This is a genomic window from Serratia sp. 3ACOL1 (assembly GCF_003668775.1).
Taxonomy (GTDB): domain Bacteria; phylum Pseudomonadota; class Gammaproteobacteria; order Enterobacterales; family Enterobacteriaceae; genus Chania; species Chania fonticola.
This window is the reverse complement of record NZ_CP033055.1, coordinates 2,873,223-2,888,674: the sequence shown is the minus strand read 5'-3', so window position 1 is coordinate 2,888,674 and position 15,452 is coordinate 2,873,223. Positions and strand designations below refer to the sequence as shown.

Below are 15,452 nucleotides of genomic sequence, written 5' to 3'. Positions count from 1 at the left end.
ACTACTCTCCATCTCTCTCATCATGCTGTGGATAGTTCACCACGCTAATACTGCCTTGCGCATTCAATTCTGTACATAGGCGATAAAAGGCTTGTTCAATATTTGTGGCATCCTGACCGCCGGAACTGTGAGCGGTGATCTGAATATAGAGCTGCGAGGGCTGCTCACCTTTTGCTGGCTGAGTCCGTGACACCAGCTCGGCAATGTTCATCTGGCTCGAATCAAACAGGCCGGTAAACCGCTCGATGATATGCGGAGAGTCTTTCACCTCAACCTGTACCCACACTGTAGCGGGCATTGGCGGTCTTTCTTGCGAGTTTGTGCGTTTCATCACGATCAGTAAATCCAGCTCGGCGCCTTTTTGCGGCAAAGTGGATTCGATCAGGGTAATCGCGTTCCAGCTACCTGAAAGCAGCATGATGAAGGTGAACTCTTCACCCAGCATGGCCAGACGGCTATCTTCGATATTGCACCCGCAGCTACTGACGTGGCGGGTGATGGCGTTGACGATACCGGGGCGATCGGCGCCCAGTGCGGTGATCACCAGATAGTGTTCATCAGGCTTAGGCAAAATGCAGCTTCCTGTCGTACTGAATGGGGTTACCATGGTAAACACAAAAAAAACCGCCTGCCAAGCGCTTAGACACGTTGTTTGCTTGCTTTTGGATAGGTGACAAAAGTACCATGGGTAACTTGTTTGTGAAGGGGACGGCCAATGTTTACGGGAAGTATTGTTGCACTGGTTACGCCGATGGACACCAAAGGTGCTGTCGATCGTGCGAGCCTAAAAAAACTGATTGATTATCATGTAGCCAGTGGGACTGCGGCGATCGTTTCCGTAGGAACTACCGGCGAGTCCGCCACGCTGCCCCATGACGAACATGTGGACGTGGTCTTGCAGACGCTGGAACTGGCCGCAGGCCGTATTCCGGTGATCGCCGGCACCGGTGCCAACGCTACCAGCGAGGCTATCTCACTGACGCAGCGTTTCAGCAATACCGGTGTCGTGGGCTGCCTGTCAGTCACGCCTTACTACAACAGACCGACCCAGGAAGGTCTGTATCAGCATTTCAAAGCCATTGCCGAAAGCACCGATCTGCCGCAGATCCTCTATAACGTGCCTTCACGCACCGGTTGTGACATGCTGCCGCCAACGATTGCTCGTTTGGCCAAAATTAAGAATATTGTTGCCGTTAAAGAGGCAACAGGGAACTTAAGTCGTGTTAGTCAGATCCAAGTGCTGGTTGATGATGAAGACTTCATTTTGCTGAGCGGCGACGACGCCAGCGGTCTGGACTTCATGCAACTGGGTGGCAAAGGGGTGATTTCCGTGACGGCCAACGTGGCAGCGCGTGAAATGGTCGAACTCTGCCGCCTGGCGGCGCAAGGCAATTTTGCCGAAGCCCGCCGTTTGAATCAGCGCTTGATGCCTTTGCATCAGGATTTGTTTGTAGAAGCAAACCCAATTCCGGTGAAATGGGCCTGTAAGGCATTGGGATTGATGGCAACCGATACGATGCGTCTGCCTATGACGCCGTTGACCGACGCTGCCCGTCCTGTCGTGGAGCGTGCGTTGAAAAGCGCCGGTTTGCTGTAACTCTTAGGGAGATTTGATGGCTTATTCATTGCAAAAGTCGACGCTAGCAACGGTCGTGGGATTAGCGCTGGTGATGACGCTGGCGGCTTGTTCTACCGATCAGCGCTACAAACGCCAGGTTAGCGGCGATGAGGCCTATCTTGACGCCGCACCGCTCAAACCGTTGAGCGCGCCGTCCGGCCTGATCCTGCCGGTACAAACCGGTAATTATGAAGTTCCGGCAAACGCGCAGAAAGGCGCTGTTGGCAAGCAACTGGATATCCGGCCACCGGTACAGCCGCTGGCACTGTTGAGCGGTTCCCGTGGTCAATATGCGGGTGACAGCGGCACGCTGCTGCTGGAAAGCAGCCCGCAGAACGATAACCTGTGGTCGCGCGTAGCCAGCCTGTTGCAGAGCAAAAACATTCCGATCGCCTCACGTACGGATGCCAGCCAAACGCTGACCACCGACTGGGTGAAGTGGAACCGTCTGGATGAAGACAACCAGTACGAAGGCCGCTACCAGATCACGGTACAGAAACAGGGTTACCAGCAAGCGCTGGTGGTGAAAACTCTTGAACTGCGTCAGCAGGGGCAAACCGACAAGGTTACCGATCCTTCTGAAGTTCAGCGCTACAACGGTATGATGATGAACACCATCGTTGAAGGCCTGGATAAGCAGGACAGCCTGTCGAGCAGCCAGTCCGCTAACCGTATTGGCGTATTGGACGTGCAGAGCGGTGCGGATGACACCGGCCTGCCGACGCTGATCGTGCGTGCGCCGTACACGGTAGTGTGGGATCGTTTGCCACCGGCACTGGAAAAACTGGGGATGAAAGTGGGTGACCGCAGCCGTCCGCAGGGTAGCGTCGCCGTAACCTACAAATCCCTGAGCAGCAGTGATTGGGATGCGTTGGGCGCGAAAGATCCTGAACTGAAAGAGGGTGATTACAAACTGCAGGTAGGTGATTTGAATAACCGTACCAGTTTGCAATTTATCGATTCCAAAGGTAAGCCGTTGACCCAGTCGCAGAACGATGCGCTGGTAGCTGTGCTCCAGACGGCTTTCAGTAAAACCAGCGTTAAATAAATACATCTAGGGGCTACGGCCCCTTTTAGACTGGTGACAAACAGCCGAAAAACGTGGTTTTCGACTGTTTGGCGAAGTTCAAAGACAGCATCCTTGGTATTTATCAGCCCTGAACAGGGGGCTTTTAACGTCAGAGGACTATGTCAGCGGTCTGAGGGGCTATGGCCCCTTTTTGTTTTGCTGATACGGTATCGTTTGCGTCGCAGATTTGGCACAATAGTTATCAGCAAACCAAAGAACTTATCAGGTCAATTTTGTGCCCAGTAGGCTGTCTGGCAGCCGGAAGGTACCATCTCATTGGAGTAAGTTAAGATGCAAAAGCTAGCTGAACTGTATCGCGGCAAGGCAAAAACCGTCTACACCACCGAAAACCCGGATCTGCTGGTGTTGGAATTCCGTAACGATACGTCAGCACTGGATGGTCAGCGCATTGAGCAGTTCGATCGCAAAGGGATGGTGAACAACAAGTTCAACCATTTCATTATGAGCAAGCTGGAAGAGGCCGGTATCCCAACGCAGATGGAACGCCTGCTGTCAGATAACGAAGTGCTGGTGAAAAAGCTGGAGATGGTCCCGGTTGAGTGCGTGATCCGTAACCGCGCTGCGGGCTCTTTGGTCAAGCGCTTGGGTATCGAAGAAGGCTTGCCGCTGAACCCGCCGCTGTTTGATCTGTTCCTGAAGAACGACGCGATGCACGACCCAATGGTGAACGAATCCTATTGCGAAACCTTCGGTTGGGTGAGCAAAGAGCATCTGGCGCGGATGCGTGAGCTGAGCTACATGGCTAACGACGTGTTGAGCAAACTGTTTGACGATGCAGGCCTGATCCTGGTCGATTTCAAGCTGGAGTTCGGCCTGTTCAACGGCGAAGTGGTGCTGGGCGATGAGTTTTCCCCGGACGGTAGCCGCCTGTGGGACAAGAATACCCTGGCCAAGATGGACAAAGACCGCTTCCGCCAGAGCCTGGGTGGCCTGATTGAAGCCTACGAAGAAGTCGCTCGCCGTATCGGCGTGAAGCTGGACTAATCGTTAAATCATGCCCCTCACTCTAACTCTTTCCCTATAGGAGAGTGCTAGAGTGAGGGGCAAAGCATCGAACCGAGCCTTTCATCCCTCATTCAGCACTTTCCAGAAAATTACTGCATTCCCTCCGCCACGAACGCCTTATAATAGTAACCAGGGCAAGTTTCCTACGATTATTAAAAATCATCTCTGGAGTTTATTTATGCGTTGGCAAGGGCGTCGTGAAAGTGACAATGTCGAGGATCGCCGTGGGCAGTCTTCAGGTCTGGGCGGCGGCGGTGGCGGCCCCCGGATACCTATCGGCGGCAAAGGTGGCCTGATCATTCTGGTAGTGGTGCTGGTTGCCGGTTACTACGGGGTAGACCTGACTCCGCTGCTGAATGGTGGAGATGTTTCCCCACAGTCTCAGCAGCAAAGCGCCAGCATCAGCCCGCAAGACGATCAACTGGCCAAGTTTACCTCGGTGGTGCTGGCCTCTACCGAAGATAACTGGCAGGGCATCTTCAAGCAGATGGGGAAGAACTATCAGGATCCCAAATTGGTGATGTACCGGGGCGCGACGCGTACCGGCTGCGGCACCGGCCAATCGGTGATGGGGCCGTTCTATTGCCCGGCGGATGATACGGTCTATATCGATCTCTCGTTCTACCAGGATATGAAAACCAAGCTGGGTGCGGGCGGTGATTTTGCCCAGGCCTATGTGGTTGCGCATGAAGTGGGCCACCACGTGCAGAATCTATTGGGGATTGAGCGTAAGGTTCGCCAGATGCAGCAAGGGGCTAGCCAGGCAGAGGTTAACCGCCTGTCGGTGAAAATGGAGCTTCAGGCTGACTGCTTTGCTGGCGTTTGGGGCCACTACGCCGAGAAACAGCAGATGCTGGAAGCGGGCGATCTGCAAGCCGCGCTGAATGCCGCGCAGGCGATTGGTGACGACCGTTTGCAGCAGCAAAGCCAGGGGCGAGTGGTGCCAGACAGCTTTACGCATGGCACCTCGCAGCAGCGTTATACCTGGTTCAAGCAAGGGTTCGATAGCGGCGACCCTAACACCTGCAACACCTTCGCCTCCCGTTGATATTACTCAGTGCCGGTGCCTAGAGCCCGGCACTCTGCTTTCAGGCCTCAATATTCATGTTACAAAAAATGCAACAACGCATGCAGCAGCAGGGTATTCGGCGGCTGTTGGTGATCAGCGGCGAACCGCAATGGTGCCGAGATCAGGCGCAGCAACTGGTGGAACAACTGCCGGGTGACTGGCCTTGGGTCGGTAATGACGCGCCCGCAGGAATCGATGCGTTGGCGAGTAGCGCGGTCAAAACCCTGTTGGGGCAAGAGCGGTTGCATGCGGTATTTGATGCGTTAGCGGGGCTGGACGTTGAAGCGCTGGCCCAGCTCTGCGGGACATTACAAGCCGGTAGCTGGTTACTGTTGCTGGTTCCACCTTGGCAAAGTTGGCCGCAGCAGCCTGATAGCGACAGCCTGCGCTGGAGCGATTGCCCACAGCCGATCGCCACGCCTCATTTTATCCACCATCTGCAACAACGGTTGCTGGCAGATAGCGAAGTGTCTATCTGGCGGCAAGGTGAACCGTTGTGCCTGGCTTCCTTACCATCACGGCCAGATTGGCAAGCTCCTCAGGGTAATCCGAGTGATGAGCAGCAGGCCACTTTGGCCCGGTTATTAGCGGCCGAGTCTGGGATCTGGGTATTAACCGCGGCCCGTGGCCGGGGGAAATCGACGGTGGCAGGGATGTTGATGGCCAGCAGCCCGCTAACCTGTTGGATCACCGGCCCGAGCCGCGCCGCTACCGACGTTGCCAGCGAGTGGGCCGCCGGACGGGCCCAGTTTTGGGCACCGGATGCTTTGCTACAGCATTGTTCTGAACAGGGTGCAGAGGGTGTTGGCTGGCTGCTGGTGGATGAGGCCGCAGCAATCCCTGGTCCTTTACTGCAACAGCTAATGGACTATTTCCCACGCGTATTACTGACAACCACGGTGCAGGGTTACGAAGGAACGGGGCGCGGCTTTTTACTGAAGTTCTGCACCACCTTGCCGCAGTGGCAGCCGCTAAGCTTGCAGCAACCGATGCGTTGGGCAGCGGGCGATGCCCTGGAGCGGATTATCGATCATGCCTTGCTGTTCAACGAGGAACCGGTATGGGCAGTGGCCGGGCAGTCACCCACTTTTGGCGCTATTGAACAGGCTGAACTGTGTGCCGATCCGCAACGGTTACGGCGTTTCTATGCGTTGCTCTGTAGCGCACACTATAGAACCTCACCGTTGGATTTACGCCGTCTGATGGATGCGCCCGGGATGCACTTCAGTGCGGCATCGCAGGGGGATGAGGTGGTAGGGGCTCTGTGGCTGGTGGACGAGGGCGGGTTATCGGTTGAACTGGCCCACGAGGTTTGGGCTGGCCGCAGAAGGCCACGTGGCAATCTGGTCGCTCAATCTTTGGCGGCACATAGCGGCCAATGGTGGGCACCTACGCTGCGTTCCCGTCGCATTACCCGTATCGCTGTATTGCCGGAGTTACGTCAGCAAGGGATCGCCAGCCGGTTAGTGGAACAGCAAAATCGCGTTTCGCAGGGGTTGGATTTTCTTTCCGTCAGCTTCGGCTATACCGAGCTGCTGTGGCGGTTCTGGCAATCTTGTGGCTTCACCCTGGTGCGTATTGGCAACAAACCGGAGGCCAGCAGCGGCTGTTACACCGCCATGGCGTTGCTGGCCATTAGCGAGCAAGGGGAGGCGCTGTGCCATGCGGCGCATAAGCACCTGGCACGGGATTGGCGCTGGTTGCGGCAACGTAGCGACCTGTTGCTGGAGTTCGACGATGATACTGATCCGCTATTAAATGAGGAAGATTGGCGCGAGCTGGCCGGTTTTGCCTTTGCCCATCGGCCCTTGGAGGCTAGCCTGGGGGCGCTACAACGTCTGCTGTTGACCAGCCCATTGCCCTGTGCGGCATTGCGCGCGCATTTGCAGCAACAACAAACCATGGCCCAGTGCGCAGCCCAATATGGCCTGAGTGGCCAAAAAGCCTTGCTGCGGCTTTGGCGACAAGAGGCTGGGCAGGCGTTGCAACAACTTAATGTGCAACATTGTCGTTACTGGCAGGAGTGGGCGCAGTCGTTGCAATAAATGGAAAGAGTTGTTCAATAAAACCCGATTTTCCTGATTTCTCCGCGGCGTATAGTAAGGGGCAGTTGCCGGGTCTGTCCCGGATGTCTCTAACCTGAGGAGTCCCCTATGAAACACTCGCATTTCGTTGTCCAAAGCCCCGCAACTCCGGCAGAGCAACTGATACTGCTGTTTCATGGCGTGGGGGATAACCCGGTGGCGATGGGGGAGATCGGTAGTTACTTCGCCAAAGATTTCCCACAGGCCTTGGTGGTGAGCATTGGTGGCCCATTCGCTTTTGGTAGCGGTGAGGGGCGCCAATGGTTCTCGGTCCAGGGGATCACCGAAGACAACCGCGCGCAGCGTATTGCCGAAGTGATGCCGACCTTTGTTGAAACCGTGCGTTATTGGCAGCAACACAGCGGCGTGAGCTACGCGGGCACTGCGCTGGTTGGTTTTTCGCAGGGTTCGATTATGGCGCTGGAAGGGTTAAAAGCCGAAGCCAAACTGGCCGGGCGGGTAGTAGCCTTCAGCGGCCGTTTTGCCCAGTTACCGCAAGCCGGTTTTGGTGACAGCGTGGTACACCTGATCCATGGTGAGACGGACGGCGTGATTGCTGCGGAACATGCACAAGCGGCTGAGGCTCAGCTACAGGCTGTTGGCGCAGATGTGACGTTGGATATTGAACCAGGCGTCGGGCATGCAATCAGTTCGGGCATGATGAACGCTGCCCTGGAGCGTTTGCATTACTACGTACCGCAGCGCTATTGGGAAGAGGCGATGTTTGGTAAACGGGGCGATCTGATTGCCTTTAAATAAACAGCAGGGCGCTGATGTGCGCCCTGAAGTTATGGCTTTTTCGGCCAGTCGTCCTCGTCGTCCCACTTGGCGTTGTTATCGCGGTGGGGCGGCAATTCAGGCTTGTTAGCCAGGAATTTTCGATGGTCCAGGCGGCGTAATTCTTTGATCCCGCTAATGATAATGCCTGCCAATATCACCAGGATTATCCACCAGTAGTCAGCTAACCAATGCATGTTTACACCTTTCCTTCAGGGCGAACAAAACGCGAGAATATCGCGGGCAGATGGCTTGCGAGCCAAGATGCGCCAGCAACGTCCTTATCTCGCCAGGCCGCTAGCAGCAGCTCGGGCGTCAGTAAATGCTCGGCCTCCTGCGCCAACGGGCGATAACTTAAATGCCAGGGCTCCATCGCCACTCCACCTTGATCGGCGGTAAACGGGCGATAGAAACCAAACTCGGCCATATGCGCAGTCAGCCAAAGATTTAGCGGATGGAAATAACCACCAGCTTCATATTCCCACGGCTCCAACTGTAACTTTTGACCTTCCGGTAACAGCGACGGATCGTAAACATCCAGATCGCTGCCCCAGTGATGACGGCTGGCACCCGGCAGGGCCGACCACCGCAAAATAGCTTCGCAACGTTCGGCGGCGGACAATGGCTGGATATCCATCGGCTGGCTATTGTGATCTAATACTGGCCGCTCTCCGCAGAACTTGCCATTCCAGATCGCCAGTTGCCGGTCAAAATCGCGAAAGGTGCTGGCCGGTTGCAGATCAAAGCCTGCCGCTTTAGCCGCCTGCTGCATGGCCTGAAAGGCCATCACCGCAGCGGGTTGCAGCCGATGATTGCCGCTCAGCACGGTGAGGTGCTCCGTCGAGCGCCCGGTGAGCATTTCTGCGCTGATCATGCGACCAGTTGCTCCATGATACGCTGATACATGCGGCTCAGTAACTGCAGATCGGCCGCATGTACGCATTCATTCACTTTATGGATAGTGGCGTTGACCGGCCCCAACTCAACCACCTGTGCTCCCATCTGGGCGATAAAGCGGCCATCAGAGGTACCGCCGGTAGTCAGCAATTGCGGAGTGAGCTCGGCATAGTGTTCCACCGCATTCACCACGGCATCTACCAAGGCACCGCGTGAAGTTAGGAAAGGTTGGCCAGACAGCCACCAGTCGATGCTGTAATTCAAGTTATGGCGGTCCAACAGTTCCTGCACCCGCTGCTTGATCAGGATATCGGTCAGTTCGGTGCTGAAGCGGAAGTTGAACTGCACGAACATTTCACCGGGGATCACGTTGTTGCTGCCGGTACCGGCCTGCACGTTGGCAATTTGCATGCTGGTTGGCGGGAAGAATTCGTTGCCCTGATCCCACTCAATGGTGACCAGCTCGTTTAACGCAGACATAGCCCGGTGAACCGGGTTATCCGCCAGATGCGGATAGGCGACGTGCCCCTGAACGCCATGGATACGCAGATTGGCGGTGATCGAGCCACGGCGGCCATTTTTCACTACGTCTCCGACCCGCTCGGTGCTTGAAGGCTCGCCGACCAGGCAATAATCAAGGCGTTCGTTGCGAGCCATCAGGGCTTCCACTACCTTCACCGTGCCATGAGTGGCGCTGGCCTCTTCATCTGAGGTGATCAGAAACGCCAGGCGACCCTGATGGTTGGGGTTGGCGGCAACGAAGCGTTCTGCGGCCACCACCATGGCGGCCAGGGAGCCTTTCATATCGGCGGCTCCGCGACCAAAAAGCATGCCGTCGCGGATGACTGGCTCAAACGGCGGGTTATCCCAATTTTTCTCGTCGCCGGTTGGCACCACATCGGTGTGGCCAGCAAACGCCAGAGTACTGCCCTGACCGCGCCAGGCCCAGAAGTTTTGCGTATCGCCAAAGTTCATTGGTTCGACGGTAAAACCGATCGCTTTCAGGCGGGCGATCATCAACTCCTGACAGCCTTCGTCATGCGGGCTGAGGGAAGGGCGCTTGATAAGTTGTTGCGCCAGTTCGATAACAGGGCAGATCATGAGTTAACCTCGGTAATAAATTGCTGATAGCTTTCGCTGCTGAAGCCTAGCAGGGCATGTCCTTTACCATCATCCAGCAGGGGGCGTTTGATCATGGCCGGTTGCTCCAGCATCAGGGCGATGGCGGCATCAGCATTGTCGCAGGCATTGCGCTGGGCTTCATCCAGTTTACGCCATGTCGTGCCACGGGTATTCAACAATGGTTCCCAACCCAGACGCGCGACAAAATCACGCAACAGCTGCTCGTCAAGCCCGTCTGCGCGATAGTCATGGAATTGATAAGCCACTCCCTGTTCTTCCAGCCAGCGGCGGGCTTTTTTGATAGTGTCACAATTTTTGATGCCGAACATGGTCAGCGAGGCGTGCTGCGGTTTGTCTGTCATGGCGTAAAAGCTACCTTTTAATCGTCAAAATCTGTACTGAGCGGCATAAGAGTAGATCACTAACTTATACCGCACGGTGATAGCACAGATAATGCGGGAAAACGGGGTTTAAATCCAGACAGAGGTGTGCTCATCATTGACAGGGAGATGCCTGTAGTTTCAGGTCCGCAGATGAGTAACATATTTTGTTTTGGCATTCTGTGTAAAGCGACGAGATACAGCCCCACTCAGTACTTATTGCTACATCTTTTATATCAGAACTTCCTGAAATACAGCCGTTGGCACTTTATCATGTCGTTCCCCCATCGCTAATTCAGCAAGGTGGTGAACAGCGGTTACATGGAGGTTTGTCACTGGTTCATATTTGTTCTTATCAATGACGTTATCAAGCGTTTCAATACCCGTACAACGGCACAGTTGTATGATTCACTCTGTCAATTTAAAGTTACTTGGTTTTTTGTTAATGATTTTATTTTTTTATTCCATTATACTAACTTAAATTACAATAAGATAATGAGAGGGAACAAATGAAGGAACGCACTGTAGTCTCTAACAACGGTTTTTCTTATAAAGAATTGTTAAAATTCAAGAAAGACTATTTAGCTTATAAAAAAGAGCTGAAAAGATTAGGGGAAGAGGATAGTAGAAAAATGTCATTTGTTGATTCTATAGTAGTAGTATCGAAAGAGTCAGCTAAAACAATTTTTACTTTAGTTACTATATCCATTCTTTATGTCATTGGAACTACTTTTTTTGATACAAAAGAAACTCTCTTTGCCGTTCCATTTTTCGCTGCCTTTATTTTATGGGAAATATATAATAATGCTAAAAAGGACAACCATAGTGTAGTAACTGAGCTTAAATTAATTAAGCTCGGTTTCAAGCTAAAGATAAATCAATTTTCTTGATATTTGTAGCCTTCATCCCCATATAATAGTGAGAATTTATGTGCAGTAGAGCCAAGTTGATATATCCTCATAGCATTGCTTGCATTAATCCATTTAGGGACATAGTCTTTATTTACGTATCTAAAAAGCCTTCCCGTTCCAGGTTTTTCAAATAAAAAAGGAGTTACATACCTATTTTTATTTTGAGTTATGACAGGCATTCTATAGGCGGAATACAATGTAGCTATGAAATCAACTGTTCCATAAGCAAAATCACCATCATACTTATCCCCACCTAAATATTCAGCACCTAATCTATATAAATGTCGAACCCAACCAACTCGCTGGTTTTCAAATAGCACCGGTGATATCGATTCAAATGTATTATTTGTCCCATTTGCCATCAATATTACCCCTATAGATTTCATGTGCCTAAAATGCATTGTTTGACCAAGTTTATTAATGGTCCATCCCATATATGTCTGAATTGCTCCTGAAACAACTCCTCCACCTATTTTTGCATATTTAACTACACCTTGATCTTCAAATATTTCTGTAACAATATACTTAGTATAACTTCCTTGTCTTAGTATCTGATACTCTCGTTGAGTAATTTCACTTTCAGCACGGACCTCGATGATTAATCTCATTCGCTCATTAATATCGAAAGTACTTTTGAATCGTCTGTTAATATCGTTTATAAACTCATCAACTTCTCTGAGATACTCTCTTCTTATTTGGTAGTTTTCAATAAAATAGGCTGAGGCTAATGTAGCTACACGTTTTAGATCCACAGCATGCCTATCTAAATCATACTTTAAATGAGCTATTGCAGTAGTTCCCATGATTAATACACCCTATCATCCCAGATGCTATAAGCACTTGTTCCAGCCATAACATGTTCCCAAGTGATAGATTCATATTTGATGGAAATACTTTCATCAGATTGAACCTCATTATGCGTTAATGAGTTAGGACTAAACATTCTGATTTCAGTTAACGTCGCTCCTGTTAGTTTTATCTTAAAGAAAATTTCCAGCCCACCAGATGCATTCATTCTGTAAAACACAAACTCACAGGTTAAACGTTCATTCTGGTTCATTGCCAAGGCTAGGAGTGGAGTGGCTTTATCTATGGGTTTTCTGATTTGCAACGGATGGAGTTGCACATTACTCTCACGGGTCATAAGATTGAGCAATTCGAGGATGAAGATCTGATCTTCATGTCCTTTTTGATACTTATTGCCTATTGAATCCGGAGTTGAGCACCCCGCAGAGATCAGCCCTTGCTTGTCACCCTGGATGGTTCCGTAAATTATATTAGCCATGTAAGTCCCTTACATTAAGTACAGAAAAATTTATAATACATAGGATCTGATCTGAAATCCAGTATCTAAAGGATGCTATGTATTCGCCATATAATTAAATTGGCACAAACATATTCATGGGGTGTATTGATTGGGTGGGGGAGTTATCGTTTATAACCGTATTGCCTCAGGCTTCGGTGGTACGGTATTAGGTAAAGTTATTTAGCGTAGGATCCCAGACGCTAAATCTGTCATAGAGGCCCCGCCAGTACCGCCACACCAAAAGATTTAGCATTAGACTTCACATAAATAAGCTTATAATGTGATTTTTTTAAATTAACTAACCAAAGATGTATTAGAAATGAAATCGATTAATGGAAAAACTAAAACGACGAATAGATTGCTGCTGGAGTCAGGTTTCACTCGGCATGAAATCAGGCAGGCAAAAGCCAATGCTAAAATTTTCAACCTTGATTTTATCTATTCGGTCAGGGATGTAGGGAAAAGGACCTTCAGAACGAGCGTTACTTTAACTGTGATATTAACAATCTTCACGATTGGTACCACCATTAAAAATGGTGCCCCAGCCTTAGGGATTATCATTCTCATGTTCCTTATGTTAATCATTCCATCATATTATATAACACCAATGAGGTTCTATATTAAATCGATGTGGTTTTTTATTAAGGAGAAAATGCTAAACGTCAATGTGAGCTAGGCATTGAAACGGATATAAGCTGCAAGAAAGTAGGTTGATGGTTTTTCTCTCACATGCTATCCATACACTAGGCTTATTAGGAATCGCTATTTAGCAGTTTGGGGTTCAACGCACATACCCGCTATTTTGTAACCTTTCCAGCGCGCTCCCATCGGCATACACCATGCCGGTAGTCAGATCGTGGAAGCCATATCGCTTATAAAATGCCAATTTGTCCGGCACCGAGTAAATAAACACTTTACCTAACGGGGCCAGATCTTGCATGACGCGATCCATCAACTGCTGACCATAACCTTGCCCCTGAAAGCGCGGATGGATGGCGACATCGGCCAGATAAGCTACCGAGGTCATGTCACTGATGGCGTGAGCGGTGGCCATCAGCTCTCCCTCAATAAAGCCCCAATAGCAGAATTGGCTATTTTGGTACACCTTCTGTAAGACCTGTGGATCACGCTCGCCTAGTCCGGCAGCGGCCAGCAATTCGCCCAACTGTTGCCAGTCGATATTACATTCACGCAGATCGGTGATGATCTCCATAGTTTTCCCCTCAGCCAATACGATCCAAATCTGCAGCATATTGCTGGATAGCACGCTGGTAGCTGCTGATCTCTGTATGTGACGAGGTCTCTGCCAACAGGATCAGCAGGTCCGATACCGCCTGTTTAGTTTCCCCCAGATTGTAGAGCGTCATGGCGCGGAACAGCGTGATCTCCTTGGCCTGCGGGAACTCGTTTAACCCGTCGTCGAAAGCGGTTAGCGATTTCTGGTATTCCCCCAATGCGCGATAGGTGCTGCCCAGGCCCAGCCAGGCCTCCTGGCGTAACTGTGTAGGCAGGCCGTGCTGCAAGGCGGCGAGATAGCAGGGGATCGCCTGCTGTTCAAAACCCTGCACATCGTAAAGGCACGCCAGCTGGTAATGCAGCGAGCCATCCAACGGTGCCTGTTGCAGCATCTGTTGGGCCAGCTCGGTGGCTTCCGGATAGCGGCCTTGTTGTTTCAACTGCTCGATGGTGATACTCGAAGACATGATTTTCCCTTTCAACGGTGTTTTGCTAAATCCTGTAGCAACGTTACTCCTTCACTATTCATCCGCAAAGAAATATATGCCTGGATAGAACTCCGATGAGTTTGAAATAGTACGTTCACATCATGCTGATGTAGAATGTCCTATAGTTAATCAGGCTTTTCTTGACGGCAACACGTGATATTTTTCACAAAATGCCTGCGTGCATACCAGTGAGTAAAAAATGACACCCCAAGTTCCATCGTATGTTCGACAACTTTTCACCCTGCTGCTATGGGGGATAATCTATTACCTCGCCGGATTGATCTCATTAAAATTTGACGACCCTAACTCGCCGATCGCTATCGTGTGGTTTCCCTCAGGCGTTGCGGTTGCCGCTTTTCTTTTGTCCCGCTGGCGCAGTTATTTAACCCTGTTCGTCGTTTTGACGTTGGCGAGCTTGTTGTTGACGGAGGGCTGGCAGCATAAACCATTGATATCAATGATCGATGCCCTGCTATCCATGCCCGCCAACGTAGCGATCGCCTGGGCCGTTCGCCGCTTTGCACGGCTTAATGACGATCTCCATACTATTTTAATCTGTATCACTGCAACCTTGGTCTTCAGCGGGCTGGATGCGCTAATTATTGGTGGGGGTTATGCTCTAATCCACCAGCAGCCTTTGCTCAGCTTGTTCTGGCAGAACTTTATCGCTGATGTTACCGGCATTATCTTTGCCACAGCCGTTATTATGGGGTTTGTCAATCGGCGCTTGGAACCTGCCAGTTGCAATCTGCAAACGGGGCTTTTGGGAGGGGCACTTTGGCTGCTGCTGTGTGTTTCGATCTGGTTTATCTTTGGTTACCCCCTTCTCTGGCTGCAACACAACGCTGCTGCGCTCTACTTTGCCTTGGCATGCCTCCCCATTATTCTGGCTATTATGCTTTCTGTGGCCTGGGGAAATCGCGGGGGCTCTCTCGCGCTCATCACTCTTGGGTTGGGAGTGATTTACTATACCAATCATCAGCATGGGCCCTTTTTTCTAAAGGGCTTACATCTCAATGAGTCTCTGTTATTAGCGTTGAGCTACCTTTCCGCGACGGCGTTGTTGATCGTGTTTATCAGGGTGTTGAAGCACTCGACCAACAGTTTTAACCCAGATACCGGCCGGATAACTGGCAAGGGGGTGATTTATAGCCTCAACCCACGTACCGGGATTTTGCACTGGGAAGATGAGCTAGGTAGTTTGTTTGAGCAGAAGGTTCCCAGCAAGCTAGATACCATGGATGACGTCATGCAATGGGTTCACCCGCATGATCAAGGCAAGCTGCGTGACCATTGGCTCCTCAATGATAGCCCTCAACCCCGTCCCCCGTTGGTATTCCGTATCCAGATGCCACAGGGAGAGTGGTTGACGTTGGTGGATAACAGCTGCGTCCTGCTGGATGAGGAAGAACAGAGCATTATTGTCGGCAACTGGCAAGCAAGCCAGTATCACCAGGACAGTTAAATGA

The 15,452-nt window shown here is 51.3% G+C and carries 18 protein-coding genes; 8 read left to right on the top strand and 10 right to left on the bottom strand.

Translation table 11 applies throughout. The features are described 5' to 3' along the window. Window position 1: 1 nt before the first annotated feature. A complete protein-coding gene (locus D9980_RS12990; protein ID WP_071784392.1) occupies window positions 2-607 on the bottom strand; it encodes a glycine cleavage system transcriptional repressor in 606 nt (201 codons plus the stop codon). Window positions 608-715: 108 nt separating this feature from the next. Between D9980_RS12990 and dapA the strand changes: the two genes are divergently transcribed. The 6 genes from dapA (at window position 716) to ypfH (ending at window position 7,625) form a co-directional block, all read left to right on the top strand. After that, the gene (gene dapA, locus D9980_RS12985; RefSeq protein WP_021807111.1) at window positions 716-1,597 is read left to right on the top strand and encodes a 4-hydroxy-tetrahydrodipicolinate synthase; all 882 of its coding nucleotides are present in this window, start codon (window positions 716-718) and stop codon (window positions 1,595-1,597) included. Between the two features lie 16 nt (window positions 1,598-1,613). Beyond that, on the top strand, window positions 1,614-2,666 hold the full coding sequence (bamC, locus tag D9980_RS12980; protein WP_121607507.1) for an outer membrane protein assembly factor BamC: 1,053 nt from the start codon (window positions 1,614-1,616) through the stop codon (window positions 2,664-2,666). 312 nt (window positions 2,667-2,978) lie between these two features. Then, window positions 2,979-3,692, top strand: coding sequence for a phosphoribosylaminoimidazolesuccinocarboxamide synthase (gene purC / locus D9980_RS12975; protein ID WP_021178747.1), 714 nt, complete (start codon window positions 2,979-2,981; stop codon window positions 3,690-3,692). A 199-nt stretch (window positions 3,693-3,891) separates the two neighbouring features. Further along, window positions 3,892-4,761, top strand: a complete 870-nt coding sequence (locus tag D9980_RS12970) for a neutral zinc metallopeptidase (protein WP_046807978.1) — start codon at window positions 3,892-3,894, stop codon at window positions 4,759-4,761. A gap of 56 nt (window positions 4,762-4,817) precedes the next feature. Beyond that, complete coding sequence (locus tag D9980_RS12965) at window positions 4,818-6,827, top strand: tRNA(Met) cytidine acetyltransferase TmcA (RefSeq protein ID WP_121607506.1); 2,010 nt, start codon at window positions 4,818-4,820, stop codon at window positions 6,825-6,827. 108 nt (window positions 6,828-6,935) lie between these two features. Then, window positions 6,936-7,625 (top strand): esterase, encoded by a 690-nt coding sequence (gene ypfH, locus D9980_RS12960; protein WP_121607505.1) that lies wholly within the window; start codon window positions 6,936-6,938, stop codon window positions 7,623-7,625. 29 nt (window positions 7,626-7,654) lie between these two features. Here ypfH and D9980_RS12955 read toward each other — a convergent pair whose 3' ends face one another. From D9980_RS12955 to D9980_RS27285, 5 genes are all read right to left on the bottom strand, one after another. Next, on the bottom strand, window positions 7,655-7,840 hold the full coding sequence (locus D9980_RS12955; protein ID WP_021178743.1) for a YpfN family protein: 186 nt from the start codon (window positions 7,838-7,840) through the stop codon (window positions 7,655-7,657). 2 nt (window positions 7,841-7,842) lie between these two features. Next, window positions 7,843-8,517 (bottom strand): M15 family metallopeptidase, encoded by a 675-nt coding sequence (locus D9980_RS12950; protein ID WP_121607504.1) that lies wholly within the window; start codon window positions 8,515-8,517, stop codon window positions 7,843-7,845. Next, window positions 8,514-9,641 carry a succinyl-diaminopimelate desuccinylase gene (dapE, locus tag D9980_RS12945; protein WP_121607503.1) on the bottom strand — a complete coding sequence of 376 codons (1,128 nt, stop codon included), beginning with the start codon at window positions 9,639-9,641 and terminating at the stop codon, window positions 8,514-8,516. The genes D9980_RS12950 and dapE overlap by 4 nt, the downstream gene beginning before the upstream one ends. Next, complete coding sequence (locus D9980_RS12940) at window positions 9,638-10,024, bottom strand: ArsC family reductase (protein ID WP_121607502.1); 387 nt, start codon at window positions 10,022-10,024, stop codon at window positions 9,638-9,640. Before D9980_RS12940 ends, dapE begins: the two co-directional genes overlap by 4 nt. A gap of 249 nt (window positions 10,025-10,273) precedes the next feature. Further along, window positions 10,274-10,402, bottom strand: a complete 129-nt coding sequence (locus tag D9980_RS27285) for an Hha/YmoA family nucleoid-associated regulatory protein (protein ID WP_370454341.1) — start codon at window positions 10,400-10,402, stop codon at window positions 10,274-10,276. A 149-nt stretch (window positions 10,403-10,551) separates the two neighbouring features. Between D9980_RS27285 and D9980_RS12930 the strand changes: the two genes are divergently transcribed. Further along, complete coding sequence (locus tag D9980_RS12930) at window positions 10,552-10,932, top strand: hypothetical protein (protein WP_121607500.1); 381 nt, start codon at window positions 10,552-10,554, stop codon at window positions 10,930-10,932. On the opposite strand, the gene D9980_RS12925 is transcribed toward D9980_RS12930, so the two are convergent. From D9980_RS12925 to D9980_RS12905, 4 genes are all read right to left on the bottom strand, one after another. Continuing rightward, window positions 10,920-11,756, bottom strand: coding sequence for a DUF4225 domain-containing protein (locus D9980_RS12925; RefSeq protein WP_121607499.1), 837 nt, complete (start codon window positions 11,754-11,756; stop codon window positions 10,920-10,922). The genes D9980_RS12930 and D9980_RS12925 overlap by 13 nt on opposite strands. Before the next feature lie 2 nt (window positions 11,757-11,758). Beyond that, the gene (locus D9980_RS12920; protein WP_024484521.1) at window positions 11,759-12,238 is read right to left on the bottom strand and encodes an Hcp family type VI secretion system effector; all 480 of its coding nucleotides are present in this window, start codon (window positions 12,236-12,238) and stop codon (window positions 11,759-11,761) included. 802 nt (window positions 12,239-13,040) lie between these two features. Continuing rightward, entirely contained in the window at window positions 13,041-13,472 is a 432-nt protein-coding gene (locus D9980_RS12910; RefSeq protein WP_121607497.1) for a GNAT family N-acetyltransferase, read from the bottom strand. Between the two features lie 10 nt (window positions 13,473-13,482). Next, complete coding sequence (locus D9980_RS12905; RefSeq protein WP_121607496.1) at window positions 13,483-13,962, bottom strand: tetratricopeptide repeat protein; 480 nt, start codon at window positions 13,960-13,962, stop codon at window positions 13,483-13,485. 220 nt (window positions 13,963-14,182) lie between these two features. Here D9980_RS12905 and D9980_RS12900 point away from each other — a divergent pair, with 220 nt between their 5' ends. Next, window positions 14,183-15,448, top strand: coding sequence for an MASE1 domain-containing protein (locus tag D9980_RS12900; protein ID WP_121607495.1), 1,266 nt, complete (start codon window positions 14,183-14,185; stop codon window positions 15,446-15,448). Window positions 15,449-15,452 lie beyond the last annotated feature (4 nt).